The 22,603-nt window shown below is 65.2% G+C and carries 24 protein-coding genes; 20 read left to right on the top strand and 4 right to left on the bottom strand.

The features are described 5' to 3' along the window. The first annotated feature begins 171 nt into the window (after window positions 1-171). The 5 genes from M1B34_RS00975 to M1B34_RS00955 are packed head-to-tail and all read left to right on the top strand — an operon-like array spanning window position 172 to window position 3,142. Window positions 172-978, top strand: a complete 807-nt coding sequence (locus M1B34_RS00975) for a hypothetical protein (RefSeq protein WP_268264193.1) — start codon at window positions 172-174, stop codon at window positions 976-978. A 3-nt stretch (window positions 979-981) separates the two neighbouring features. Further along, window positions 982-1,650 carry a hypothetical protein gene (locus tag M1B34_RS00970; protein WP_268264192.1) on the top strand — a complete coding sequence of 223 codons (669 nt, stop codon included), beginning with the start codon at window positions 982-984 and terminating at the stop codon, window positions 1,648-1,650. 24 nt (window positions 1,651-1,674) lie between these two features. Further along, complete coding sequence (locus tag M1B34_RS00965) at window positions 1,675-2,127, top strand: hypothetical protein (RefSeq protein WP_268264191.1); 453 nt, start codon at window positions 1,675-1,677, stop codon at window positions 2,125-2,127. Window positions 2,128-2,153: 26 nt separating this feature from the next. Beyond that, on the top strand, window positions 2,154-2,699 hold the full coding sequence (locus tag M1B34_RS00960) for a CPCC family cysteine-rich protein (protein WP_123329710.1): 546 nt from the start codon (window positions 2,154-2,156) through the stop codon (window positions 2,697-2,699). Beyond that, window positions 2,696-3,142 carry an SMI1/KNR4 family protein gene (locus M1B34_RS00955; protein ID WP_123329709.1) on the top strand — a complete coding sequence of 149 codons (447 nt, stop codon included), beginning with the start codon at window positions 2,696-2,698 and terminating at the stop codon, window positions 3,140-3,142. The genes M1B34_RS00960 and M1B34_RS00955 overlap by 4 nt, the downstream gene beginning before the upstream one ends. Before the next feature lie 95 nt (window positions 3,143-3,237). Here the strand turns inward: M1B34_RS00955 and cobJ are convergent, their stop codons facing one another. Genes cobJ through cobG form a run of 4 tightly spaced genes read right to left on the bottom strand, consistent with a single transcriptional unit; the run spans window position 3,238 to window position 7,613 of the window. Continuing rightward, the gene (cobJ, locus tag M1B34_RS00950) at window positions 3,238-4,950 is read right to left on the bottom strand and encodes a precorrin-3B C(17)-methyltransferase (RefSeq protein ID WP_268264190.1); all 1,713 of its coding nucleotides are present in this window, start codon (window positions 4,948-4,950) and stop codon (window positions 3,238-3,240) included. Beyond that, window positions 4,950-5,681: a precorrin-2 C(20)-methyltransferase gene (locus M1B34_RS00945; RefSeq protein ID WP_123329705.1), complete on the bottom strand. Its 732-nt coding sequence runs from the start codon at window positions 5,679-5,681 to the stop codon at window positions 4,950-4,952. Before M1B34_RS00945 ends, cobJ begins: the two co-directional genes overlap by 1 nt. Continuing rightward, window positions 5,681-6,307, bottom strand: coding sequence for a precorrin-8X methylmutase (locus M1B34_RS00940; protein ID WP_123329703.1), 627 nt, complete (start codon window positions 6,305-6,307; stop codon window positions 5,681-5,683). The genes M1B34_RS00945 and M1B34_RS00940 overlap by 1 nt, the downstream gene beginning before the upstream one ends. Beyond that, window positions 6,300-7,613 (bottom strand): precorrin-3B synthase, encoded by a 1,314-nt coding sequence (cobG, locus tag M1B34_RS00935; protein ID WP_279653085.1) that lies wholly within the window; start codon window positions 7,611-7,613, stop codon window positions 6,300-6,302. Before cobG ends, M1B34_RS00940 begins: the two co-directional genes overlap by 8 nt. A gap of 138 nt (window positions 7,614-7,751) precedes the next feature. On the opposite strand from cobG, the gene cbiE reads away from it, so the two are divergent. From cbiE to M1B34_RS00860, 15 genes are all read left to right on the top strand, one after another. Next, window positions 7,752-8,957: a precorrin-6y C5,15-methyltransferase (decarboxylating) subunit CbiE gene (cbiE, locus tag M1B34_RS00930; RefSeq protein WP_268264188.1), complete on the top strand. Its 1,206-nt coding sequence runs from the start codon at window positions 7,752-7,754 to the stop codon at window positions 8,955-8,957. Window positions 8,958-9,122: 165 nt separating this feature from the next. Beyond that, window positions 9,123-10,220, top strand: coding sequence for a cobalt-precorrin-5B (C(1))-methyltransferase (locus tag M1B34_RS00925; RefSeq protein ID WP_268262981.1), 1,098 nt, complete (start codon window positions 9,123-9,125; stop codon window positions 10,218-10,220). Next, on the top strand, window positions 10,217-10,945 hold the full coding sequence (locus M1B34_RS00920; RefSeq protein WP_268264187.1) for a cobalt-precorrin-6A reductase: 729 nt from the start codon (window positions 10,217-10,219) through the stop codon (window positions 10,943-10,945). The genes M1B34_RS00925 and M1B34_RS00920 overlap by 4 nt, the downstream gene beginning before the upstream one ends. A 185-nt stretch (window positions 10,946-11,130) precedes the next feature. Then, window positions 11,131-11,439, top strand: coding sequence for a type II toxin-antitoxin system RelE/ParE family toxin (locus M1B34_RS00915; protein WP_268264186.1), 309 nt, complete (start codon window positions 11,131-11,133; stop codon window positions 11,437-11,439). Beyond that, entirely contained in the window at window positions 11,436-11,726 is a 291-nt protein-coding gene (locus M1B34_RS00910) for an addiction module antidote protein (protein WP_268264185.1), read from the top strand. The genes M1B34_RS00915 and M1B34_RS00910 overlap by 4 nt, the downstream gene beginning before the upstream one ends. Window positions 11,727-11,823: 97 nt before the next feature. Beyond that, complete coding sequence (locus M1B34_RS00905; protein ID WP_268264184.1) at window positions 11,824-12,225, top strand: DUF2946 domain-containing protein; 402 nt, start codon at window positions 11,824-11,826, stop codon at window positions 12,223-12,225. Window positions 12,226-12,274: 49 nt separating this feature from the next. Continuing rightward, window positions 12,275-12,769: a copper chaperone PCu(A)C gene (locus M1B34_RS00900; protein ID WP_123329687.1), complete on the top strand. Its 495-nt coding sequence runs from the start codon at window positions 12,275-12,277 to the stop codon at window positions 12,767-12,769. A 28-nt stretch (window positions 12,770-12,797) separates the two neighbouring features. Next, window positions 12,798-13,235, top strand: a complete 438-nt coding sequence (locus M1B34_RS00895) for a DUF2946 domain-containing protein (RefSeq protein ID WP_268264225.1) — start codon at window positions 12,798-12,800, stop codon at window positions 13,233-13,235. A gap of 87 nt (window positions 13,236-13,322) precedes the next feature. Further along, the gene (locus M1B34_RS00890) at window positions 13,323-15,452 is read left to right on the top strand and encodes a TonB-dependent copper receptor (RefSeq protein WP_268264183.1); all 2,130 of its coding nucleotides are present in this window, start codon (window positions 13,323-13,325) and stop codon (window positions 15,450-15,452) included. 93 nt (window positions 15,453-15,545) lie between these two features. Continuing rightward, a complete protein-coding gene (locus M1B34_RS00885) occupies window positions 15,546-16,928 on the top strand; it encodes a PepSY-associated TM helix domain-containing protein (protein WP_268264182.1) in 1,383 nt (460 codons plus the stop codon). A gap of 155 nt (window positions 16,929-17,083) precedes the next feature. After that, window positions 17,084-19,213, top strand: coding sequence for a TonB-dependent receptor (locus tag M1B34_RS00880; protein ID WP_268264181.1), 2,130 nt, complete (start codon window positions 17,084-17,086; stop codon window positions 19,211-19,213). An 18-nt stretch (window positions 19,214-19,231) separates the two neighbouring features. Beyond that, window positions 19,232-20,020: an ABC transporter ATP-binding protein gene (locus M1B34_RS00875; protein ID WP_268264180.1), complete on the top strand. Its 789-nt coding sequence runs from the start codon at window positions 19,232-19,234 to the stop codon at window positions 20,018-20,020. Beyond that, window positions 20,017-20,976 (top strand): ABC transporter substrate-binding protein, encoded by a 960-nt coding sequence (locus tag M1B34_RS00870; protein ID WP_268262972.1) that lies wholly within the window; start codon window positions 20,017-20,019, stop codon window positions 20,974-20,976. Before M1B34_RS00875 ends, M1B34_RS00870 begins: the two co-directional genes overlap by 4 nt. Further along, window positions 20,973-21,983, top strand: coding sequence for a FecCD family ABC transporter permease (locus tag M1B34_RS00865; protein WP_123329674.1), 1,011 nt, complete (start codon window positions 20,973-20,975; stop codon window positions 21,981-21,983). Before M1B34_RS00870 ends, M1B34_RS00865 begins: the two co-directional genes overlap by 4 nt. Window positions 21,984-22,243: 260 nt before the next feature. Next, window positions 22,244-22,543 carry a 7(1) septoil knot domain-containing protein gene (locus M1B34_RS00860; RefSeq protein ID WP_268264179.1) on the top strand — a complete coding sequence of 100 codons (300 nt, stop codon included), beginning with the start codon at window positions 22,244-22,246 and terminating at the stop codon, window positions 22,541-22,543. Window positions 22,544-22,603: the final 60 nt, after the last annotated feature.

Here is a 22,603-nt window from a genome sequence, read left to right as displayed (position 1 = left end):
ATCAAGTCCCTTAGACTGGCCGGCGAGGCATCATCAGGTGCTTCATTCAGATGAATCGACAGGGATCGCATGCAGACTCTTCATCGAAGTCTCGGCACGGACGCAGCCTCCAAACTTCTGCAACGCCTATGGCGTGCCTGCAACGCTCGCGGATGTTGCCTGGCGCTGGCCATGTTCGTGGCGCAACCGCTGGTGGCGGCGGAAGCGACACGTGCGCCACACAACGCCAAGCTCGACTACCTCAGCGGCTACAGCGAGCAGTTTGGCGACTTCCATGTCTTTCGCGGCAAGTCGTCCATCAGCACCCTGGAAATCACCTACAAGGGCCGGCCCTACCGACCACTGAATGCCTGGCAAATCACCGATGTCCGGCCCACGGGCGCGACCCGGAACGGCCAGCCGGTGCTGCTGGCGACCACCATCGAGTGGATGGGCGTCGGCACGGTGGTGATCGCAGTGCAGAACGACACGCCCCTGGCGCGCATCCTCAGCCCGGTCAAAAGCCGTGACGAGCCCGATTGGGGCCAGGCGCAACCCGGACGCCAGGACCTGCTGCTGTTTCCCGAAGGCGCACGTGCCTTCGTACCCTCGACCGGGCACGTCCTGTGGTTCGACGAGCGGCTGCCCGGCTGGGGCTTTTCCCACTACGCGATGCTGGTCTCTGTCGCGCCGGACAACCACAGCGCGGCGTTCCTGGCCAAGGAAGGGTTGCTGCTCAGCTCGGTGGAACGCGGGGTCTACGCCCAGTTGCCGATCAGCAAGGAGCTGAATGGCAAGCAACTCTGGCCACTGTTCGAGGAGGCCGGCGCCCGCGCTCGCAAAGCCCTGGACGAAGGCCGGCGCATCGACCAGAACCGCCTGCACCATGCCCTGCAGGTGCAATGGGTCGGCCAGCATTTTACCTGGCAGCAGGTGCAAGGCTCCTGGCAACTCAAGGGCCTAGGCCTGACCTCCAGCCCTCTCAAGACGGAGCATTGAGTGATGCCGACTTCTCTAGGGCAACGCCTGCTGCAACTCACCACCGTCGCCCTGCTGGCCGGTTGCGCCAGCCATGGCAGCGAGCGCCCCAGCGATATTCGCAGCGAAGATGCCAAGACCGCCGATGCAGTGCTGGAACTCGAGGTCACCTTTGCCCAGGCGCCGGACTACAAGCCCGAGACTTCAGGGCCTTACGCGTCCAGCCGATACGTAAAAATCGACGGCTACCCGAACATCGAGATCCCGTTCTACCAGAAAGGCATCGGCTTCGAGCTCGGCGTGCTCGGCGACCCACGGGCGCTGTTGGCCTTGCCCTACCCTTCGCCGAAAACCGACTCGGCCACCCACTCGCTGCGGGTCATGGGGCACAAGCTCGACAGCACCCGCTATCGCTTTGTGGTGCTGCCCCTGTCGGGCTGGAAAAGCCTCAACAGCTTCGAGGTGGCCTTCGCCCAGAACGGACGGCGAGAATCCATGACCTTCACTTACAGCACCAAGGCTGTGTGCGAAAACAGCTTTGCCGTGACCACGCCCACCTACGGTTTCGCGATGTCGGTGGCCGCGCGTTTTCCCAATGGCACCCAAGGCTGCCTTAAACCCTGCGACGCACGCCCCGGCTACCCCGGGCACTGCGCTTACTATGCAGGCTTCCTGATGGTGCCCAGCCTGTAACGGATCGAAAGGATCGGAAACAACATGCCCTACAGCGCCGACATGGCTTTTATCCAGGAACAATGGCAGGACGAATGCTTCCCCCAGGCAAACTGCCTGGTCCTGAGCATTGGTTTTTACTGCCTGTTCGACCTGCCCTATCAACACAGCCAGTTACTCAACAAAATCTGGATGCCGGCCCTGGACTATCAGCCCGAACAAGATCCGGACTTCATCACCACCCTGAGCTGCTGCGCCGACGGCCCGCAGCCCTTTTATGCCAAGGGCGGCGAGACGGCAGGCTATGGCGGCGATGGTTTTGTCGCCTTGCAGGAAAAGGGCTCGGATCAGTTGATCTGGTTGATTGCCTTCAGGGACACCAACCCCTTCAGCCGGGTCGAGATCCAGGACCAGCATGTTGATGCCGAGTCGACCTCCGGGGTCCGGGTGCGCATCCCCATCGACCGCCCCGACCAATTGACCCTGACCTGGCCATGACGCCCACGACTGCACACCGAGCTCCCATGGAAAACCTCACCGCCACCCAAGCCATCGAGCGCCTGAGCGAACATCGGCTGTCCAGCCTCGACGCCGCCGCCCGAGCCAGCCACCTGCTGAATTGGTGGGGGCTCGATGGCGACGACCAAGAATTCGCCACACTGCCGCCAGACCTGCAACAGCAGATCCTGGACGAATCGGAGCCCCCCGACGATGGGCTGAACCCGCGCTACGCCCCTCTGCTGATGATCGCCCTGCGCGCCGAATACCGGGGTGTCACTCACCGCTATCTGATGCGCTGCCTGCATGAAGCCGGGCTCGGCGACTGCATCGTCAGCCCAGGGTGTGAGCAACTGGAGGCCTGCCCTTGCTGCGCTTATCGAACCTTATCGACGCGGGGTCAGTATGAAATCTGCGACCTGTGTGGCTGGGAGGATGACGGCAACGAAGCGTTGGATGTGCCGAGCGGGCCGAACCACATGACCCTGGGCCAGGCTCGGGAACACTTCGCCCTCAACAGGTCGCATTTGCCCTTGGACAAATGGCCACTGGCGACCGAGGACAGCCAATGATTCCCGCGCAACTGATCGCCCTGATCGAAGCCCAGCCCGACCTCCGCCCGCGTGCCGACGTCGCCCAGGTGACCCAGGCCCTGAACAGGCTGGGCATCGCCCTGGACAGCGAGTTCGCACAGATCTACCTGGCTTACTGCCCCGCCGACTTCAAAAGCCGCGCCAGCGACGAAATGCTCTGTGACCTCGCCGAGCCTACCGAACAAATCCTGATGGGCACCGAGTTCATTCACGAGGTCTGGGAACTGCCGCAGCACTTCATCGCCTTCACCTCCCTGCAAGGCGAAGGCGGCTACCTGCTGGACAACAACAGCGGTGGCGTCTGGGACTTCGACCTCGGGCACCGGGAAGACTTCATCAACGGCCGCATGCCCGCCCGGTGGAGCAGCTTCTTCGAATTCATCACCTGGCTGCTGACCGCGCAAGCGCCGGAAGACCAATAAGCCGCCCCGTGGGCAGATAGGGCCTCATCGCTGGCAAGCCAGCGCCTACAAGGCCCCCTGCCAGCTTCAAACTTGCCGCTTGCCACTCCCCACTTTCAACTGCCCTTGTACCACCTCGGCGTATACACCCACTCGCCACCACTCGCCTTGGGGAAGGTGCAGGTGGTGGACGATCCCACCAGTACCATGGTGCGCATATCCACCTGTTCCGGGGTCAGGGCGCCAAGGGTGATGACCCGCAACGTCTGCCCGGGCCGGCCGATGTCCCGGCCCAGGACCACCGGTGTTTCCGGCGTTCGGTGCTGGCGGACGATTTCCAGGGCACGCCCCAGTTGCCACGGCCGTGACCGGGAAATCGGGTTGTAGAACGCCAACGCCAGGTCCGCCTGGGAGGCGAGCTCCAGGCGTTTTTCGATGATGGCCCACGGCTTGAGGTTGTCCGACAGCGACAGCACGCAGAAGTCATGGCCCAGCGGCGCACCGGCCTGGGCGGCGGTGGCCAGGGACGCGGACACACCGGGGAGCATTTCCAGGTCGACGTTGTGCCAGGCCGGGTCCGTGGACTCGTGCAGGGCTTCCAGCACGGCGGCGGCCATGGCGAATACGCCCGGGTCACCGGACGACACCACCACCACAGAGCGACCTTGGGCGGCCAGTTCGAAGGCGTGGCGCGCGCGCTGCATTTCTTCACGGTTATCGGTGCAGTGCATGACCTGATCGGCACGGAACGGCCCGGCCATGCGCACGTAGGTTTCGTAACCGAGGATGTCATTGGCCCGAGCCAGTTCGGCCTTCACCGCCGGCACCATCAGTTCGGCGGCGCCAGGGCCGAGGCCGATCACCGCCAGGCGGCCGCGAGAACGGCCGATCTGCTCGGGGTCCAGGGGCTGGTTGGCGACGGCGATGGCCAGATCGTCGCCGCTGCTGATGGGTGGCAACAATTGCGGCACGGCCTGTTGCGCCAGTTCGACCACGCTGTTGGCGGCCGGGGCGAAACGCAGGGGCACCCCCAGTTCGGCGGCTGCGTCGTGCAGGGCTCGGTCAGCCATGTCCGTGTCGGCGGCCAGCAGGCAGGCCAGGGACTGCACCGCGATGTTGGCCTGGTGCAAGGCTTGGCGGATCGACTCGGCGAGGCTGATGGCGCTATCGCCGGCAAGCCGGCGCCTACAGGCGATGAGGACGCTGCGGGGGTAGATCAGCAGTTCATTGGCCGTGGGTTCGCGCTCGGTGGAGCCAACGTGAATGCTCAGGCGTGCGTGCGCGTCTTCCGGCAACTTGGCCTCGGCCAGCCAGGGCGCGGCGCCTTCAATGCGCACGCTTTCACCGCCCAGCAGGTCGGAGACAAAGCGCTTGCCCAGCTCCAGGTCACCCAGGGCATAGCCGCTGGGCGGGTTGAGCAGGCAGGTGCCAAAACGTAGCTCGCCGCTGGTGGTGATGGCCGCGGCCACACCCAGGCCGGCAGCCATTTCCCGGGCCATGACGTTGACCCCGCCCAGGCCACCGAGCAACGGCACCACCGCGCTGCCGTCTTCGGCCACGGCCAGCACCGGCGGCTCGGCGCCCTTCTCCAGGAGCAACGGCGCCAAGGTACGGATGACGATGCCGGCAGCGCACAGGGCAATGATCGGCGTGTTCTGTTGATAAAGCTGGCGCAAGGTGGCGCCGAACTCGTGATAGCTGCGGTCCGCACCCTCGACCCGCTCGGCCAGGCCGTGGATCAGCGCATCCGGGTACAGCTGCTGGAGCCTGCGCGCCGTGGCCAGGCTGCCCTGGCCGAGAATCACAATCGCTGGTGTTGAACGGGTCATCAGCCTTGCCACCTTTCACCGGGAACGATGATCAGCGAGAAGTACGGCGACGACATCGGCACCACCTCATCCAGCGGCACAATCTTCTGGTTGGCCATGGTGGCGCGCTCGACGTACAGCGCACGCTCGGCCAGCCCCAGCTCTTCCAGCACCTGGCGCACCTTGGGGAAGTTGCGCCCCAACTTCATCACCACCGCCGCATCGGCATCGGCCAGGCGACGCTTGAGTTCGTCGTGGGGCAGCACGCCAGAGAGCACCGACAGGCTCTGGTTGCGATACACCAGCGGCGCACCCAGCACCGAAGCACCACCCAGCATGGAGCACACACCCGGCACCACTTCAGCCTGGTAGCGCTCGGCCAGGCGGTCGTGCAGGTACATGTAGGAACCGTAGAAGAACGGGTCGCCTTCACAGATCACCGCCACGTCACGGCCGGCATCCAGATGCAGGGCCAGGTCTTCGGCAGCGCTGTCGTAGAAGTCGCTGATCACTTGCTCGTAGGACAGCGGCGCCGGCAGGGCTTCGGTGGTCACCGGGTACACCAGTGGCATCAGTGTCTGGGCGGCTTGCAGGTGCGCTTCGATGATGCCGAAGGCGTTGCCCTTTTTGCCCTTGGCGACGAAGTACGCCACCACCGGCGACTCGCGCAGCAGGCGCAGGGCTTTGACCGTAATCAGTTCCGGGTCACCCGGGCCCACGCCGAGGCCGATCAAACGTCCAGGTTGCTGCATCATTCAATCTCCGTGGCCAGGGCGTTGACGGCGGCGGCAGCCATGGCGCTGCCACCGAGGCGACCTTGCATGATCACAAAGGGCACACCGCGGCTGTCGGCGGCGAGCATGGCCTTGGATTCCGCGGCGCCGACAAAACCCACCGGGAAGCCGAGGATCAGCGCCGGTTTGGGGGCGCCGGCATCAAGCATTTCCAGCAGATAGAACAAAGCCGTTGGCGCATTGCCAATCACCACCACGCTGCCTTCCAGGTGCGGGCGCCACAGTTCCAGGGCCGCCGCCGAGCGGGTATTACCCAGCTCGCGGGCCAAGTCTGGAACGCTTTCGTCGCGCAGGGTGCAGATCACTTGGTTGTTCGCCGGCAGGCGCGCCCGGGTCACCCCTTCGGAGACCATCCGCGCATCGCAGAGGATCGGCGCACCGGCCGCCAGGGCCTCGCGCCCGGCCTTGCCGGCCCCTTCGGAGAACTGCAGGCCATCGATCGCCTCGACCATGCCGCAGGCATGAATCACCCGCACCGCGAGTTTTTCCAGGTCGGCCGGGATGCGCTCCAGCTTGGCTTCTTCGCGAATGATGGCGAAGGAGTTGCGATAGATCTCCTGACCGTCGCGGATGTAATCAATCATCGGTGTTGCTCCGTGGGCGGGCATCGAGCAATGCGCCAGCCGCTTCAATAGAGAGGTTGCGTGCGTGCAGCGTGCCGAAACCCGGCTGCGCGGCATCGCGAAAATAGAGGTCGTAGCGCCCGGGGGCGACGGCCAGCAAGGTGGCGGGCGCCACATGGGCACAGGCGCAGGAGCGCGAGCACCCGGACAGGTGAACATTCAGGGTCTGGTCATGACGTTGCAGCAGCTTGGCCAGTTGCAGGGCGTCGCCCTTGGTTTCAGCCAGGCCCTTGGCGCAGCCGCTGGAGCCGGTGCAGGCCACCAGTTGCGCCAAGGCCTGGTCCGCCGAGCAAAGCAGGCCCAACTGCGCCAGGCGCCGGGTGACCTCAGGGGCATCGGCCACCCGCAGGTTCGGCAGCAGCAGGCTTTGCCAAGGAGTGAAGCGCAGGGTGCCATCGCCCCATTCACTGGCCAGTTGGGCCACGCCTCTGAGCATATGCGGGTCGAGCCGCCCCAGGGCGGCCACGACGCCGACGTAGACCCGGGCCGGGTCCGCCTGTGGATAAGTGCCGATGTGCAACAGGCCCGCAGCAGCCGGACGCTGCCAGGCATCGATGCGGAGCAAGGGCGCGCTCAAACGTGCAGCCAACTGCGCCAGCAACTGATCCGGCGAAGACTCCGACAGCAGGTGGCGCATGCGCGTCTGCTCGGGCCGGGCCCCATCGAGAAACAGCTCCAGCACCGCCACCACCAGCTCATGCCCCGCTTCCAACGCGACGCTGGCCAGAGGGTTATCCACAGGGCAACCGGCCAGGCCAAAGGCCAACCTCGGCTGCCCCTCGTGCATGAAGGCGGCCAGCCACAGGTCGTGGTGATGTTCGAGCATCGCCAGGGCTTCACCGCCATCGAGTTGCACGGCGAACTTGGCCGACAACTGGTGAAAGCGCGGATGGTTCTGCAGGGTGGCCAGAATCTGCTCGGCCAGCGGGCGGGTGTCGATGAGCATCTGCCGGTCGATCCCCGCCGTGGGGCTGAGCATCAGGTTGCGCACATCATCACCGGCCGCGGTGGTCGGGCCCAGGCCAGCGGCCAGCAACTCGCCGATCAACGCCGAGTGTTGCGCGCCAATACCGCGGATCTGCAGGTTGGCGCGGTTGGTCGCCTCGATCACCCCGCCCGCATAACGCTCGGCCGCCTGGGCCACGGCGCAGGCCTGGGCGGCGCTGATGGCCCCACCCGCCAGCTTGATCCGGCAGATACCGCCATCGATCGCCGGGACGATACGCAGCAACCCCGGGCAAGCCGAGGGGCGTAAGGCGGTGGACATCGGGCGTTCGTTCAAGGGGGTAACCGGCAGTGTGGGAAAGGCGCTTCGCGGGCGAAGGCGCGGTATTATGCCTGCTTTGTCCAAAGGCATGAAAAGCCTGCCGGTCGGAAGAACACATTTGACGTTCGAGGAATAGCAATGTCGCCCTGGCTGACAGTAGTGGGAATCGGTGAAGACGGCTTCAAGGGCCTGGGCAAGAACGCCCGGCGTGCCCTGATGGGCGCTTCGCGGATTGTGGGCGGCCAGCGGCAACTGGATTTATTGCCAGTGTGTATTCGTGGCGAACGCCAAGTGTGGCCCAGTCCGTTCTCCCTGGAGCCGGTGCTGGCGTTACGCGGCACGGCAGTGTGCGTGCTGGCCAGCGGTGACCCCATGCTCTTCGGCGTCGGCGCCAGCCTGGCGCGGCAGGTGGCCCGGGAAGACATGCACGTATTGCCCTCGCCCTCGTCCTATTCCCTGGCGGCGGCGCGCCTGGGCTGGCCGCTGCAAGACGTGGTCACCCTGTCGGTGGTGGCGCGCCCCATTGCCGCGCTCAATGCCCAACTGTTCAGCGGCGTGCGTTTGCTGGTGCTGTGCAACGACGGGCACAGCCCGGCGGCCATCGCCAAATTGCTGCGCGAACGGGGTTTCGGCCCAAGCCGGCTCACGGTGCTGGAACACCTGGGCGGCGAAGCCGAACGGCGGATCGAAGGCACCGCCCACGAGTGGAGCGACCGGCTGATTGCCGACCTCAACCTGCTGGCCATCGACTGCCGCGCCGAAACAGCCACCCCGCGCCTGTCGCGCCTGGCCGGCTTGCCCGACTCGGCCTTCGAACATGACGGCCAACTGACCAAGCGCGATGTCCGTGCCATGACTCTGGCGCGCCTGGCGCCGGTGCCCGGGGAACTGCTCTGGGACGTGGGCGCCGGCAGCGGCTCCATCGGCATCGAATGGATGCGCGCGCACCCGAGTTGCCGAGCCCTGGCGATTGAAGCCGATGACGGCCGGCAGCAGTTGATCGAACGCAACCGCGACAGCCTCGGCGTACCCGGCCTGCAATTGATTCGCGGCCGCGCCCCCCAGGCCTTGGCCGGCCTGGAGCGCCCGGACGCGATTTTTATCGGCGGCGGCGTGACCCGTGAAGGGGTGCTGGACACCTGCTGGGAACAGCTCAAGCCCGGCGGCCGCCTGGTGGCCAACGCCGTGACCCTGCAAAGCGAAATGACCCTGATGGCCTGGCGTGAAAAACATGGCGGCGAACTAACCCGCATCCACATCGCCCAGGCCCAGCCCCTGGGGGAGTTCGACACCTGGCGCCAGGCGTTGCCGATCACCCTGCTCGACGTCAGCAAACCCCTATGAACCCCGTAACATCAGGCTTGCCGGCAATAGCGCCCGCCCAGACAACCGCAACGCCCCCTGTAGGAGCCGGCTTGCCGGCGATCGGGCCCGCCACCAACACCGTCGCGCAGCCATCGCGAGCACGCTTGTTCCAAAGGGACGCGGCTGATGCCGTAGGGGTGTTTGATGCGTGATGAAACCGCCGAACAACCCGCCCCACTGCGCAGCGGGCTGACCACCGGCAGCTGCGCCACGGCCACCAGCCTGGCGGCGGCGCGGTTGCTGTTGGGGGGCAGCCATGCGGATGCCGTGGACATCACCCTGCCCAAAGGCAAGCAGGTGCAGATGCGCCTGGAGTTCTGCCGCGCCACGGCCGACGGCGCCGAAGCCGGCACGATCAAGGACGCCGGTGACGATCCGGACGTGACCCACGGTGCCCTGCTGTATTCCCAAGTGCGCCTGACCACCGAACCCGGGGTGCGTTTTATCGCAGGCACAGGCGTTGGCACCGTGACCCGCCCCGGGTTGGTACTGGCCGTGGGTGAGCCGGCGATCAACCCGGTGCCGCGCAAAATGATCAGCGAACACCTGCTGCAACTGGCCGCAGAACAAGGCTACCCGGGCGGCTTTGAGGTCACGGTGAACGTCGAGGACGGCGCCGCCCTGGCCCTGAAAACCATGAACCCGCGCCTGGGCATTCTCGGCGGGCTGTCGATTCTCGGCACCAGCGGCATTGTCCGGCCGTTTTCCTGCGCGGCCTACATCGCCTCGATCCACCAGGGCATCGACGTGGCCAAAACCAACGGTTACCTGCACATTGCCGCCTGCACCGGCAACGCCAGCGAAGACACCATGCGCCGGGTCTACAACCTGCCGGAAATCGCCCTGATCGAAATGGGCGACTTTGTCGGCGCGGTGCTCAAGCACCTGCGCAAAGTGCCTGTGGATAAGCTCAGCCTGTGCGGCGGCTTCGGCAAGATCAGCAAACTGGCGGCCGGGCACATGGACCTGCACAGCCGCCATTCCAGCATCGACCTGCCGCAACTGGCCGAATGGGCCGCGGCGATCGGCGCCGATGCCGCGCTGCAACAGGCCATTCGCGAGGCCAATACAAGCCAGCAAGCCCTGGCCATGGCCAGCGCTGCCGGCATCGCCCTCGGTGACGCGGTGTGCCAGCACGCCCTGGACTTCGCCCGCAGCGTGGTGCCGGCCCAAGTCCAGGTGGAAGTCTTTGCCATCGACCGCCAAGGCGGCATCGTCGGCCACGCCGGAGCCTTTGCATGAAGCGCGTGTTACTCCTGGGGGGCGTCACCGAAGCCCTGGCCATCGCTCGCACCCTGGGCCCGGAACATATCTACAGCCTGGCCGGCGTGGGCCGTGTGCCCACCGACTTGCGCTGCCAAGTGCGGGTCGGCGGTTATGGCGGCGCCGAGGGCCTGGCGCAATTTATCCGAGACGCGGGCATTGACCTGCTGCTGGACGCGACTCATCCCTATGCGGCGCAAATCAGCCACAACGCAGTACGCGCGGCGCAACTGAGCGGCATTCCCTGCTGGGCCCTGCGCCGTCCTGCCTGGCAAGCGCAGGCTGGGGATAACTGGCAAGAGGTGGCCGACTGGGCAGAGTTGGTGCTCGCCCTGGCGCCCTTCCAACGGCCGCTGTTTACCCTGGGGCGCGAGCCCCTGGCGCATCTGGATGAAATCCCCGAGGGGCAATTCTGGACCCTGCGTGCCCTGGAGACTTACCCGGGAAATGCCCGTTGCGAAGTGCTGGGCGCCCGCGGGCCCTTTGTCCTGGAAGACGAGCGCAAGCTGTTCGAGCAGCGCCGGATCGATGTGCTGATCAGCAAGAACAGCGGCAGCGGCGCCACCGAACCCAAGCTGCAAGTGGCCCGTGAACGGGGCCTGCCGGTGCTGGTACTCAAGCGCCCGACACTGCCCGAGGCCGACCGCTGCTTCAGCACGCCGGCCCAGATGCTGCAGGCCCTGGGCCACCTGCCCCAGGCCTGACACAACAAACAGACCCGCCCGACAGTAGTGGGCGAATCACCTGACAGAATTTAAAAAGCCCCTGCATTAACGTCCTTGGACAGCCTCGACGAGCGACCGCGCTGGCCGCTCGGCCGCTCGTCGGCCCATCCACCGTCAGCCTGGCCGTTGGCTTGCCGGACTGTATCCCAAGGACTACATTTTCCATGCTTATCTTTGAACAGACCCCCGTATTCGTCCGCTGGTTCCAAACCCTGAAGGACCCCGTGGGCAAGTCCCGGGTACTGGCCAGGGTCAGGGCTGCGCAGTTGGGCCATTTCGGCGACTGCGAAGCGGTAGGGGGCGGTGTCTACGAAATGCGTATTCATCGCGGGCCCGGCTACTGGGTGTATTTCTCCCGCCGGGGCCAGGTGCTCTACCTACTGCTGATCGGCGGCGACAAGGATTCCCAACCCCGTGACATTCAACGTGCCCGGCGACTGGCACATGCGCTCAAGAGTGAGGACTGCACATGACCCGAGTAATGACCCGTTTTGACGCGGCGGAGCACCTCAAGACCCCGCAGGAAATGGTCACCTACCTGGACGCCTGCTTCGACGAGGATGCCGGCGACGGCGTGCTGATCCGCGCAGCCCTGAACGACATCGCCCGTGCCCGCGGCATGACCCAGGTCGCCCGCGACACAGGCCTGGGCCGCGAAAGCCTGTACAAAGCCCTGGGCAGCCAGGGCAATCCCGAGTTCGCGACTATCATCAAGGTCATGAAGGCGCTGGGGCTGAAACTCCACGTCAGCCCGGCCTGAGGCGGCACTGCGACACCACACCGCACACGGCATTTTTACTTATCCACAGCGATCAGGCTAAATACCCGCCTGATCGCCCAACCGACGGATCGCCCCCATGTCCCGACAACGGCTCGCATTTGCCTGGATCGCCTGCTTCGCAGTGCTGTTCAACATGCTGGCCATGCCGCTTTCGGGGGCCATGCCGCGCAACGACACCGGCAGTACCGAGCAATTGTTGTGGGGCAGTTTCTGCTCCTCCACCGGCACCAAAATGGTGGCGATCTCCCTGGGCAAGTTCGAGCAAAAAGCCCCGCAGAACGACGACCATTCCAACATGCAGCATTGCTGGTGCTGCTCAGGCGCCGCGCCCTGGGTGGCCTTGCCCGGGCACGTTCCGTCATTGCCTCTGGAGCGCCTCGAAGCCTTTGCCGGCACGCTCCAGATTCCTCCATTCGCACGCCCCAGCCCGCGCCAGCAATGGCCGAGCCTGAACCCCGGCGCCCCGCCTCTGGCATGATTCCCTTTCGCAAGTGATCTGCGTTTTTGAATCGTTCTGGAGAACTGCCATGTTCAAACCCTTCCCGGTCTTGCAATCCCTGCTGCTGGCCGCCCTGCTGCTGCCCACTGCTTTCGCCAACGCCCATGAGTACAAGGTCGGCGAACTACAGATTGCCCATCCCTGGTCCCAGGAATTGCCGCCGAACGCACCGACGGTCGCGGCCTACTTCGTGGTGCACAACAACGGCAAGACCGCCGACACCCTGCTCAGCGTCGACTCGCCGATTGCCGGTAAGGCCGAGCTGCACGAACACGTCATGCAGGGCGACCTGATGAAGATGCAACAGGTGCCCCAGGTGGTGGTTGCAGCCGGTGGCGAAGTGGCCTTCGCCCCCATGGCCTATCACGTGATGCTGCTGGAGCTTAAAGACCGCAGCCTGTTGGTGGACGGCAAGCGCTTCCCCCTGACCCTGCACTTCGAGAAGGCCGGCAATGTCACGGTCGAGGTTGCGGTGCAGAAGCAGGCTCCCGAGGCTAGCCACGAGCACAAGCACGCCCAGTAGCCCCTGACGACGGCCCACCGTGAACGCCCTGCGCTCGCCTGGCACCCGACGCCGCCGCCCTCGCCGTAACGCCCCATGCGTTCGGCGCGGCAGCTGGATCAGTCTGTTCGCCATGCTGATGATCTTTATCGGCCCGCTGATTTCCCAAGCGATGCCGATGGATCACACGATGCCGATGAGCCTGTCCATGAACATGGACATGCCCAGCGGCGAACCCGGCTGCCACGGCAATACTCATCACGCGCAACCCCAAGGCCAGCCTAAGGGTGAGCAGCATGTGCTGTGGGAAAAATGCGGCTATTGCAGCCTGCTGTTCAGCTGCCCGGCACTGCCTTCCGGTCTGTCATTCGATGCCCTGAATACAGCCCCCGCCAACACCTTCCTCACGCCCTCCACGCGCCTGGGCCACGCCCGGCAGACCGTGTTCCCCGGCGCCCGCAGCCGCGCGCCACCGATCTTCGCGTAAGCCCTTCCTTCACCGTGCACGGCCGGCTGTCGACTGACAGCAGGATGTTTGTGGCCGTGCGGCTTATGACCGATCGATGGAACATTTATGTTTTCTGCCCACTCTCGCCTGGGCGCTGCCCGGGCCTGCGACACCTTTGCCGCCACAGCGCTGCGGCTGCACTTCACCCAAGCCATGGCGCTGTTTTGCGGCGCCCTGCTGGCCCCGATGGCGATGGCCGACGACGCGCGCGTGGATCACCGTCAGCATGAGGAAGAACTCAGCCCGACCGTGATCACCGCGGTCGCCCCCAGTTCCCCCCTGACCCTGGTGACCAACCCCAAGGACCCGCGCCAACCGGTGCCGGCCAGTGACGGCGGCGACTACCTGAAGACCCTCCCCGGCTTCGCCCTGGTGCGCAACGGCGGCACCAATGGCGACCCGGTGCTGCGCGGCATGTTCGGCTCGCGGCTGAACATTCTCAGCAACGGCGGCATGATGCTCGGCGCCTGCCCCGGCCGCATGGATGCACCGACCTCCTACATCGCCCCGGAAACCTACGATCGGCTGACCGTGATCAAGGGCCCGCAAACCGTGCTGTGGGGTCCGGGCGCCTCGGCCGGCACCGTGCTCTTCGAACGGGAACCGGAGCAGTTCGGCGAACTCGGCACCCGGGTCAACGCCAGCCTGCTGGCCGGCTCCAACGGCCGTTTCGACAAAACCCTGGACGCTGCGGCGGGCGGCCCCCTGGGCTATGTGCGGGTGATCGGTAACAGCGCCCACTCCGACGACTACCGGGATGGCAACCACGACACCGTGGCCTCGCGCTACGACAAGTGGAACGGCGACGTGGCCCTGGGCTGGACCCCGAATGCCGACACCCTGCTGGAGCTGACCGCCGGCAAGGGCGACGGCGAGGCCCGTTACGCCGGACGCGGCATGGACGGTTCGCAGTTCAAGCGCGAAAGCCTGGGCTTGCGTTTCGAACAATCCAACCTCGGCGAAGTGCTGGATAAGGTTGAGGCCCAGGTCTACTACAACTACGCCGACCACGTGATGGACAACTACAGCCTGCGCACGCCCTCCGGCACCGGAATGATGGCCGGGCCCATGGCCTCCAACGTCGATCGCCGGACCCTCGGTGGGCGGATCAAGGCCACCTGGCGCTGGGAAGACGTGCAGTTGATCGGTGGTCTCGACGCCCAGGGCAGCGAGCACCGTCAGCGCTCTGCCAGCGGTGTCGACACCTACAAGGCGCTGTCGCGCACCCAGGATGCCGACTTCCACAACTACGGGGTCTTCAGCGAACTGACCTGGTACGCCGCCGAACGCGACCGGCTGATCGGCGGTGCGCGCCTGGACCGCGCCTCGGCCAAGGATTACCGCCAGCGCATCGGTTCGGGCATGACCGCCCGGGACAACCCCACGGCCGGCGACACCCGTGCCGACACCCTGCCCAGCGGCTTTGTGCGTTACGAACACGACCTGGCCGACAGCCCGACCACGGTCTACGCCGGCCTCGGCCACACCCAGCGCTTTCCCGATTACTGGGAGCTGTTTTCGCCGGACAGCGGGCCCGACGGATCGCGCAATGCCTTCGATGCGGTCAAGCCGGAAAAAACCACCCAACTGGACGTCGGCCTGCAATACAAGAGCGACGACCTCGAGGCCTGGGCCTCGGGCTACATCGGCCAGGTACGAGACTACATCCTGTTCACCTACACCCCAGGGATGATGGGCAGCACCTCCCAGGCGCAAAACATCGACGCCCGCATCATGGGCGGCGAACTGGGCGCGGCCTACCGCCTGAGCAGCCACTGGAAAGCCGACGCCACGCTCGCCTATGCCTGGGGCAAAAACAGCAGCGACGGCAAGGCGCTGCCGCAAATGCCCCCGCTGGATGGGCGTTTGGGCCTGACCTACAGTGAGGACAGCTGGAGCGCCGGGGCCCTGTGGCGGGTGGTCGCGGCGCAAAACCGCATCGCCAGCAACCAGGGCAACGTGGTCGGCAAGGACTTCGGCAAGAGCGGTGGTTTTGGTGTGTTCTCCCTGAACGGGGCGTACCGCGTCAACAAGAACCTCAAGCTCAGCAGCGGCGTCGACAACCTGTTCGGCAAAGCCTACGCCGAGCACCTGAACCTGGCGGGCAATGCCGGTTTCGGTTACCCGGCGGATAACCCACAGGCCATCAATGAACCGGGGCGCACGCTCTGGACCAAGGTTGACCTGAGCTTCTAACGCCCATCGCCGACGGGCCGACTCCTGGAGCCGGCTCGCCAGCGATCAAGCGACACAAACAACACAATAAAGGCCTATGCGGAGCGCTCCCTGATGACCCGACCCAAACCCTCGTTCTACAACCTGGCCTGGCGCTGGCACTTCTACGCCGGGCTGTTCGTGGCCCCGTTCATGGTGATGCTGTCTTTGACTGGCATCATCTACCTGTTCAAACCCCAGCTCGACCCGCTGATGTATGGCGAGCTGCTCAACGTCCCGGCCGGGCATCACCGCCTCAGCGCCGACGAACAGCTCAAACGGGTACAGGCGGCTTACCCCCAGGCGCAGATCAAACAGTACCTGCCGCCGATCAACGCCGAACGCAGCGCGCAATTCGTGGTGCAAAAGGGGGCCGACGAACTCAATGTGTTCGTCGACCCCTACCACGGTGACATTCTCGGCGAGCAGAACGCCAAGACCCACTTGCAGGCCGTGGCCCGGGCCATTCATGGCGAGCTGATGATCGGCACCGTGGGCGACCGCCTGGTGGAGCTGGCCGCCGGCTGGGGCATCGTGCTGGTGGTCTCGGGCCTGTACCTGTGGTGGCCCCGGGGCAAATCGTCGGCCGGCGTACTCTGGCCCCGCTTCAGCAGCCGTGGCCGTGTGCTGTGGCGCGACCTGCATGCCGTGACCGGCTTCTGGGGCGCCGCCCTGCTGTTGTTGATGCTGCTCAGCGGCATGACCTGGACCGGTTTCTGGGGCAAGCAGTACGCCGACCTGTGGAACCGTTTTCCGGCGGCCATGTGGAACGACGTGCCCAAGTCCGACGAGCAGGCCCGGGTGCTCAACAGCGCCACTCGCCAGACCGTGCCCTGGGCCATGGAAAACACGCCGATGCCGATGTCCGGCGACCACGCCGAGCACATGGCCCACAGCGGCGCCAGCAGCGCGCCGGCGGCACCGGTGATCAGCCTGCAACAGGTGCAGGACACCGCCGAACAGCGCCAGGTCGAGCCGGGCTACAGCATTACCCTGCCCACCAGCGCCAGCGGCGTGTTCACCGTCGCCGTGTTTGCCGATGACCCGCGCAACGACGCCACCCTGCATGTCGATCAATACACCGGCAAGGTCCTGGCCGATGTGCGCTGGGAGCAATACAGCCTGGTCGCCCGCGCCACTGAAATGGGCGTGATGCTGCACGAGGGCAAACTGTTCGGGCGCATCAATCAGTTGGTGGTGCTGGTGGTCTGCCTGATGATCATGCTCAGCGCCATCAGTGGCCTGGTGATCTGGTGGCAGCGTCGTCCCCAGGGTCGGCTCGGGGTGCCACCGCTGCGTCATGACTTGCCGAAATGGAAAACCGCGATGCTGGTGATGGCGGGCCTGGCGCTGGCCTTTCCCCTGGTCGGGGCGTCGCTGATCGCCGTCTGGCTGCTGGACAAGCTGCTGCTGTCGCGCTTCAACCGCTCGACTGAATCCACTTCATCTTCAACATGAAACAGCCGAGATGCGCGCGGTAGAAGGGTCTGTAAACTTCGGGCGCTTTAATGTCGAGCGCCACAAATGTTACTTAGTAACATTTAAGTGTAAGATCCATGCCCGCGGTTTTATGGCCGCGGGCAGCCTCCTCGAAGAAGCGACTCAAAGTCCCCATGAACAAATACCTGCTTTCCAGCCTTTGCCTGCTGCCCCTGGCCACCAACGCCCATGCAGATTCGGCCCAGCCATTGACCTTGCCCACCGGCACCATCACCGCGCCCGCCAATGACAGCGACACCGTCAGCCTGCAAACCCCGACCAGCGCCGGTTCCCGCCTCAACCTCAGCGCCTTGCAGACCCCGGCCAGCACCGAAAGCCTGAGCGGCGAACGCATTCGCGCCCGGGGCGATCGCAGCGTGCAGGACGCCGTGTCCCGCAGCACCGGCATCAGCCGTACCGGCACCCCGGGCGACGGCGGCACCTCGCTGTCGGCGCGGGGCTTTACCGGCCAGGGCTCAGTGATGCAACTCTATGACGGCAACCGTATGTACAGCGGCATGGGCACCGTGACCTTCCCGGTGGACAGCTGGGCCGTGGAACGGGTGGACGTGCTGCGCGGCCCGGCGTCGGTGCTGTACGGCGAAGGCGCCACCGGGGCGGTAATCAACACCGTGCCGAAAAAGCCCTTCAGCGGCGAGATCGAAAACCACCTGCGCCTGGGCTACGGCTCCTACGACCGCCAGCAACAGGCCCTGGACAGTGGTGGCTCCCTGAGTGACACCCTGAGCTATCGGCTGAACCTCAATCGCCTGCGCAGCAACGGCTGGATCGACCGTGGCGATTCCTCTGGCGACTTCGTCAGCGCCGCGCTGCGCTGGCAGGCCAGCGACGACCTGGCCTTCACCCTGGCCCACGACTACGGCGACCAGAACCCGATGAACAGCTTCGGTACGCCGCTGATCGACGGCCGCTTCCACAAAAGCCTGCGGGACAAGAACTACAACGTCAGCGACGACAAACAGCACTACAACGATCAATGGACCCGCCTGACCAGCGAGTGGCAAATCTCCGATCACCTCAGCGCCAGCAACGAGCTGTACTACCTCAAGGCCCAGCGTCGCTGGCAGAACGCTGAGAACTACAACTGGAACGCTGCGACCCAGCAACTGAGCCGCAGCGGCTACTTCGCCATCGGCCACCAGCAAGAACAGGTGGGCGACCGCCAGACCTTTACCTTCAAGCACAGCCTGTTTGGCCTCGACAGCCAGACCCTGACCGGCGTGGACTACAACCGGATTCGCTTCCACCTGAAAAACAACTCGCCATTCACCGACGCACCGCTCGGCGGCCAGCCCCTGGACCCGAACAATCCGGTCCAGGGCGGCTTCTCCAGCTCAGACGCCTACCGCGATCAGTTCAAGACCACCACCAAGCAGATGTCGGCCTTTGCCGAAAACCGCACCCAACTCAGCGAGCGCTGGTCCCTGGTGACCGGCATTCGTCGTGACTACGTGCACGTCGACCGCGACAACCTGGTGGACGCCAGCCAGAGCGACAAGACCCTGACCGGCAACAACTGGAAGGCCGGGCTGGTGTTCGCGGTGACCGCGGACACCTCGTTGTACGGCCAGTACTCCACCAGCACCGATGGGGTCGGCGGGCTGATCTCCCTGAGCCCGAGCCAACAGCAGTTCGACCTGTCCAGCGCCCGGCAAAGCGAGATCGGCCTCAAGCAGCTGTTCTGGAACCAACGTGGCGAATGGACCCTGGCGGCCTACCACATCGTGAAAAAGAAGCTGCTGACCGATGTGCCTGGCGACCCGAACCTCAAGCAGCAGGTCGGCCAGCAATCCTCCAACGGCCTGGAAGCCAGCCTCGACCTGCAATTGCCCGACGCCTGGCAACTGCAGGCCAACGCGGCCTTTGTCCGAGCCCAGTACGACGACTTCCAGCAGGACGTCAACGGCGTGCAGGTCTCCCGCGATGGCAACCGCCCGGTGGATGTGCCCCGGCGCACCGCCAACCTGTGGCTGAGCAAGGCCCTCAATGACCAACTGCAAGCCGGTGCCGGCGTGCGCTATGTGGATGCCCGCTACGCCGACATGGCCAACCGCAATGAGCTGCCCAGCTACACCGTGGTGGATGCGACGCTGTCGTGGAAAGCCCTGCCCAATACCACCCTGGGCCTTGAACTGAACAATCTGTTCGATCGCCAATACGCTCAAAGCCAATACAATGACGGCCAACAATGGATCCTCGGCGAACCCCGCTCGTTTTTCCTCACGGCCGACTACACCTTCTAACCCTGCCATCGGACACCCATGACCTCGCTGAACCTCACCAATCTGGCCTGGACGCCCTTGGGCCAGGGCCACTGTCATCACCAGTTCCAACTGCGTGACGCCAGCCTGCAGGTGGCGCCCGGCGAGTTCGTCGGCCTGATCGGCCCCAATGGCAGCGGCAAGACCAGCCTGCTGCGCTGCGCCTACCGTTTCAGCAAGCCGCAACAGGGCGAGGTGCAACTGGCCCATCACAACGTCTGGAAGCAGTCGCCACGCTGGTGCGCACAACGCATCGCCGTGGTCCTGCAGGAGTTTCCCGACGCCTTCGGCCTGAGCGTGGAGGAGGTGGTCGCCATGGGCCGCACGCCACACAAGGGCCTGTTCGACGGTGACAGCCTGGAAGACCGGCGCATCGCCCGCGACGCCCTGGAATCGGTGGGCCTGCTGGGCTTTGAAGACCACGCCTTCGCCACCCTCTCGGGCGGGGAAAAGCAGCGAGTGATCCTGGCCCGGGCCCTGACCCAACAGCCGCAACTGCTGGTGCTCGACGAGCCCACCAACCACCTTGACCCGCGCTACCAGCTGGAACTGCTGCAACGGGTGAAACGCCTGGGCATCGGCACCCTGGCCAGCATCCACGACCTGAACCTGGCCGCCGCCTTCTGCGACCGGCTGTACGTCATCCACCACGGACGCATCGTCGCCAGTGGCACCCCCACCGAAGTCCTCACCGTCGAGCTGTTGCGCGAGGTGTTTGGCGTCGAGGCCCTGGTCGACCGCCATCCGCTGTCCGGCTACCCACGCATTACCTGGATAACCCAACCATGACCTTGCGCTCCCTGCTCCGCTCCAGCCTGTGCCTGGCCCTGTTCCTGGGCGCCGCCCCAGCCTTTGCCGAAGCCACCCGTTACCCTTTGACCGTGCACAGTTGCAACCGCGACGTGACGTTCAAGGAAGCGCCCCGCCACGCCCTGAGCCATGACATCAACATGACCCAGATGATGCTGGCCCTGGGGCTCAAGTCGCGCATGGTCGGCTACAGCGGCATCAGCGGCTGGAAGGCCGTGACCCCGCAAATGAGCAGCCTGCTGGACGGCCTGCCGGAGCTGGCGCCCAAGTACCCGTCGGTGGAAACCCTGCTCAACGCCAACGTTGATTTCCTTTTCGCCGGCTGGGACTACGGCATGCGCATCGGCGGCGACCTGACCCCGCAAACCCTGGCGCCCCTGGGCATCAATGTGTATGAGCTGACCGAGTCGTGCGCCTTTGTCATGAAGCGCCCGGCCGCCAGCCTCGACGACACCTACAACGACCTGCGCAACCTGGGCCGGATCTTCGACGTGCAAGACCGCGCCAATACCCTGATCGCGCAGATGCAAGCCCAGGTGGCCGAGGTGCAACAGGACCTGCCCAAGGACAAGCCCCGGGTGTTCCTCTACGACAGCGGTGAAGACCGGGCCATGACCTCCGGGCGCCTGGGCATGCCCCAAGCGCTGATCGACGCCGCCGGCGGGCGCAATATCCTCGATGACGTCGACGCCAGCTGGACCCGGGTCAACTGGGAAACCGTGGTCGAGCGCAACCCGCAGGTGATCGTCATCGTCGACTACAGCGAAGTCACCGCCGAGCAGAAGCAGCAATTCCTCCTGGCCAACAAGGCCCTGCAATCGGTGGACGCCATCAAGAACCAGCGCTTTATCGTCATCCCCTACGTGCAAGCCACCCCGGGCATCGACAACGTGCTGGCGGTGGAAACCCTGGCCAAAGGTTTCCACGGCGAATGACCAGCCGTCGTTATGCCGTGTTGCTGATGTTCCTGGGCGCCGCGCTGCTGTTGTCGTGCGTGCTGTCCCTGGGCTTTGGCCCGGCGCGGGTGCCGGTGGAGGTGGTCTGGCGCATTCTGCTGCACAAGGCCCTGGGCCTGGGCGCCGTGGACTGGACTGCGGGCCAGGAACATATCGTCTGGCTGATCCGCGTACCGCGCATGCTCCTCGGTGCCCTGGTGGGCGCCGGCTTGGCGTTGATCGGCGCGGTGCTGCAAGCGGTGACGCGCAACCCCCTGGCCGACCCGCACCTGCTGGGGGTGACCTCGGGCGCCACGCTCGGCGCGGTGATCGTGGTGCTGCATGTGGGGGAAATCATCGGCCTGCTGACCTTGCCCCTGGCGGCCTTTATCGGCGCCCTGCTGAGCATGCTGCTGGTGCTCGGCATCGCCGCCCGCCACGGCCGCCTGGACAGTGACCGGTTGCTGCTGTGCGGGGTGGCGGTGTCCTTCGTGATGATGGCGGCGGCCAACCTGTTGCTGTTTATGGGCGACCACCGGGCCAGTTCGGCGGTGATGTTCTGGATGCTCGGCGGCCTCGGCCTGGCGCGCTGGGAACTGCTGGCCGTGCCCGCGGCCAGCGTGCTGGTGGGGCTGCTGTTGCTGCTGGGCATGGCCCGGCCGCTGAATGCGCTGATGGCCGGCGAACAGACCGCCGTGACCCTGGGGCTGAACGCGCGCAACGTGCGCTTGCGGGTGTTCCTGATTGCGTCGCTGATGACCGGGGTGCTGGTGTCCATCAGCGGCTCCATCGGTTTTGTCGGGCTCATGGTGCCGCACATCGCCCGACGCCTGGTGGGTGCCGAGCACCGTCGCCTGTTGCCGGTGTGCGTGCTGCTGGGCAGCCTGTTCCTGGTCTGGGTCGACGTCGCTGCCCGCACCCTGATCGCCCCCGAAGACCTGCCCATCGGCATCGCCACCGCGGCCATCGGCGGCCTGTTCTTCATCGGCCTGATGCGCCGCCGTTAACGCCATGCCGTAACCCCGTTGCCGACGATCACGGCCTTCAAATTTGAAGGACTGATCGCTAGGTGGGGTTGGATTGGCTGCCCGTCGTGAACCCGACCTTGTAGGCGCCGGCTTGCCGGCGATCACGGTCTTGAGACTTCTACAAAATTCGGGGGCCTGATCACTGGCAAGCCCGCTCAAAAATGGGGACAAGAGGGATGCTTTCGAGGGGCGCGCATTGCCTTTAGACTGCGCGCGGTACTTTTCTCAGGATGAGCCTTATGTGGAAAACCGCTTCTCTCTCGCTGCTGATGATCGCTTGCTCTTCCGCCTGGGCCGCAAGCTCAGTCGATGTGTCGAGGATCTACGGCAACATCCACTTCGTCGACAGTTTTCCCGACTACAAAGTCAAGGTGGTGCACTCCTTTCCCGACCTGAAGGTGAAGCAGGTGAACGCGTTTGCCGACTCGCCAGGCGAGTGGAAAATCGTCAACAGCTTTCCCGATTACAAGGTCCAGATCGTCGACTCCTTTCCCGACTTCACCATCCAATACGTCGACGCCTTCCCCGGCGTGAATTGACGCCCCCTTCTGAGCACGGCTGCCGCCCAGCGGCAGCACCACAATGATGCACCTCAGCGC

It is taken from the genome of Pseudomonas morbosilactucae (assembly GCF_023241715.1).
Taxonomy (GTDB): Bacteria; Pseudomonadota; Gammaproteobacteria; order Pseudomonadales; family Pseudomonadaceae; genus Aquipseudomonas; species Aquipseudomonas morbosilactucae.
Note: the sequence above shows the minus strand (reverse complement) of the source record. Positions and strands in the feature narration are given on the sequence as shown.

What these genes read in the sequence shown, in the direction of transcription:
- M1B34_RS00945 (WP_123329705.1), bottom strand. Translation starts at nt 5,681, where the DNA reads ATGCAGCAACCTGGACGTTTGATCGGCCTCGGCGTGGGCCCGGGTGAC.
- M1B34_RS00915 (WP_268264186.1), top strand. Translation starts at nt 11,131, where the DNA reads ATGCTTATCTTTGAACAGACCCCCGTATTCGTCCGCTGGTTCCAAACC.
- M1B34_RS00885 (WP_268264182.1), top strand. Translation starts at nt 15,546, where the DNA reads ATGACCCGACCCAAACCCTCGTTCTACAACCTGGCCTGGCGCTGGCAC.
- cobG (WP_279653085.1), bottom strand. Translation starts at nt 7,613, where the DNA reads ATGTCCACCGCCTTACGCCCCTCGGCTTGCCCGGGGTTGCTGCGTATC.
- M1B34_RS00975 (WP_268264193.1), top strand. Translation starts at nt 172, where the DNA reads ATGTTCGTGGCGCAACCGCTGGTGGCGGCGGAAGCGACACGTGCGCCA.
- cbiE (WP_268264188.1), top strand. Translation starts at nt 7,752, where the DNA reads ATGTCGCCCTGGCTGACAGTAGTGGGAATCGGTGAAGACGGCTTCAAG.
- M1B34_RS00925 (WP_268262981.1), top strand. Translation starts at nt 9,123, where the DNA reads ATGCGTGATGAAACCGCCGAACAACCCGCCCCACTGCGCAGCGGGCTG.
- M1B34_RS00890 (WP_268264183.1), top strand. Translation starts at nt 13,323, where the DNA reads ATGTTTTCTGCCCACTCTCGCCTGGGCGCTGCCCGGGCCTGCGACACC.
- M1B34_RS00940 (WP_123329703.1), bottom strand. Translation starts at nt 6,307, where the DNA reads ATGATTGATTACATCCGCGACGGTCAGGAGATCTATCGCAACTCCTTC.
- M1B34_RS00910 (WP_268264185.1), top strand. Translation starts at nt 11,436, where the DNA reads ATGACCCGAGTAATGACCCGTTTTGACGCGGCGGAGCACCTCAAGACC.
- M1B34_RS00880 (WP_268264181.1), top strand. Translation starts at nt 17,084, where the DNA reads ATGAACAAATACCTGCTTTCCAGCCTTTGCCTGCTGCCCCTGGCCACC.
- M1B34_RS00860 (WP_268264179.1), top strand. Translation starts at nt 22,244, where the DNA reads ATGTGGAAAACCGCTTCTCTCTCGCTGCTGATGATCGCTTGCTCTTCC.
- M1B34_RS00970 (WP_268264192.1), top strand. Translation starts at nt 982, where the DNA reads ATGCCGACTTCTCTAGGGCAACGCCTGCTGCAACTCACCACCGTCGCC.
- M1B34_RS00875 (WP_268264180.1), top strand. Translation starts at nt 19,232, where the DNA reads ATGACCTCGCTGAACCTCACCAATCTGGCCTGGACGCCCTTGGGCCAG.
- M1B34_RS00900 (WP_123329687.1), top strand. Translation starts at nt 12,275, where the DNA reads ATGTTCAAACCCTTCCCGGTCTTGCAATCCCTGCTGCTGGCCGCCCTG.
- M1B34_RS00955 (WP_123329709.1), top strand. Translation starts at nt 2,696, where the DNA reads ATGATTCCCGCGCAACTGATCGCCCTGATCGAAGCCCAGCCCGACCTC.
- M1B34_RS00870 (WP_268262972.1), top strand. Translation starts at nt 20,017, where the DNA reads ATGACCTTGCGCTCCCTGCTCCGCTCCAGCCTGTGCCTGGCCCTGTTC.
- M1B34_RS00905 (WP_268264184.1), top strand. Translation starts at nt 11,824, where the DNA reads ATGTCCCGACAACGGCTCGCATTTGCCTGGATCGCCTGCTTCGCAGTG.
- M1B34_RS00920 (WP_268264187.1), top strand. Translation starts at nt 10,217, where the DNA reads ATGAAGCGCGTGTTACTCCTGGGGGGCGTCACCGAAGCCCTGGCCATC.
- M1B34_RS00965 (WP_268264191.1), top strand. Translation starts at nt 1,675, where the DNA reads ATGCCCTACAGCGCCGACATGGCTTTTATCCAGGAACAATGGCAGGAC.
- M1B34_RS00960 (WP_123329710.1), top strand. Translation starts at nt 2,154, where the DNA reads ATGGAAAACCTCACCGCCACCCAAGCCATCGAGCGCCTGAGCGAACAT.
- cobJ (WP_268264190.1), bottom strand. Translation starts at nt 4,950, where the DNA reads ATGACCCGTTCAACACCAGCGATTGTGATTCTCGGCCAGGGCAGCCTG.
- M1B34_RS00865 (WP_123329674.1), top strand. Translation starts at nt 20,973, where the DNA reads ATGACCAGCCGTCGTTATGCCGTGTTGCTGATGTTCCTGGGCGCCGCG.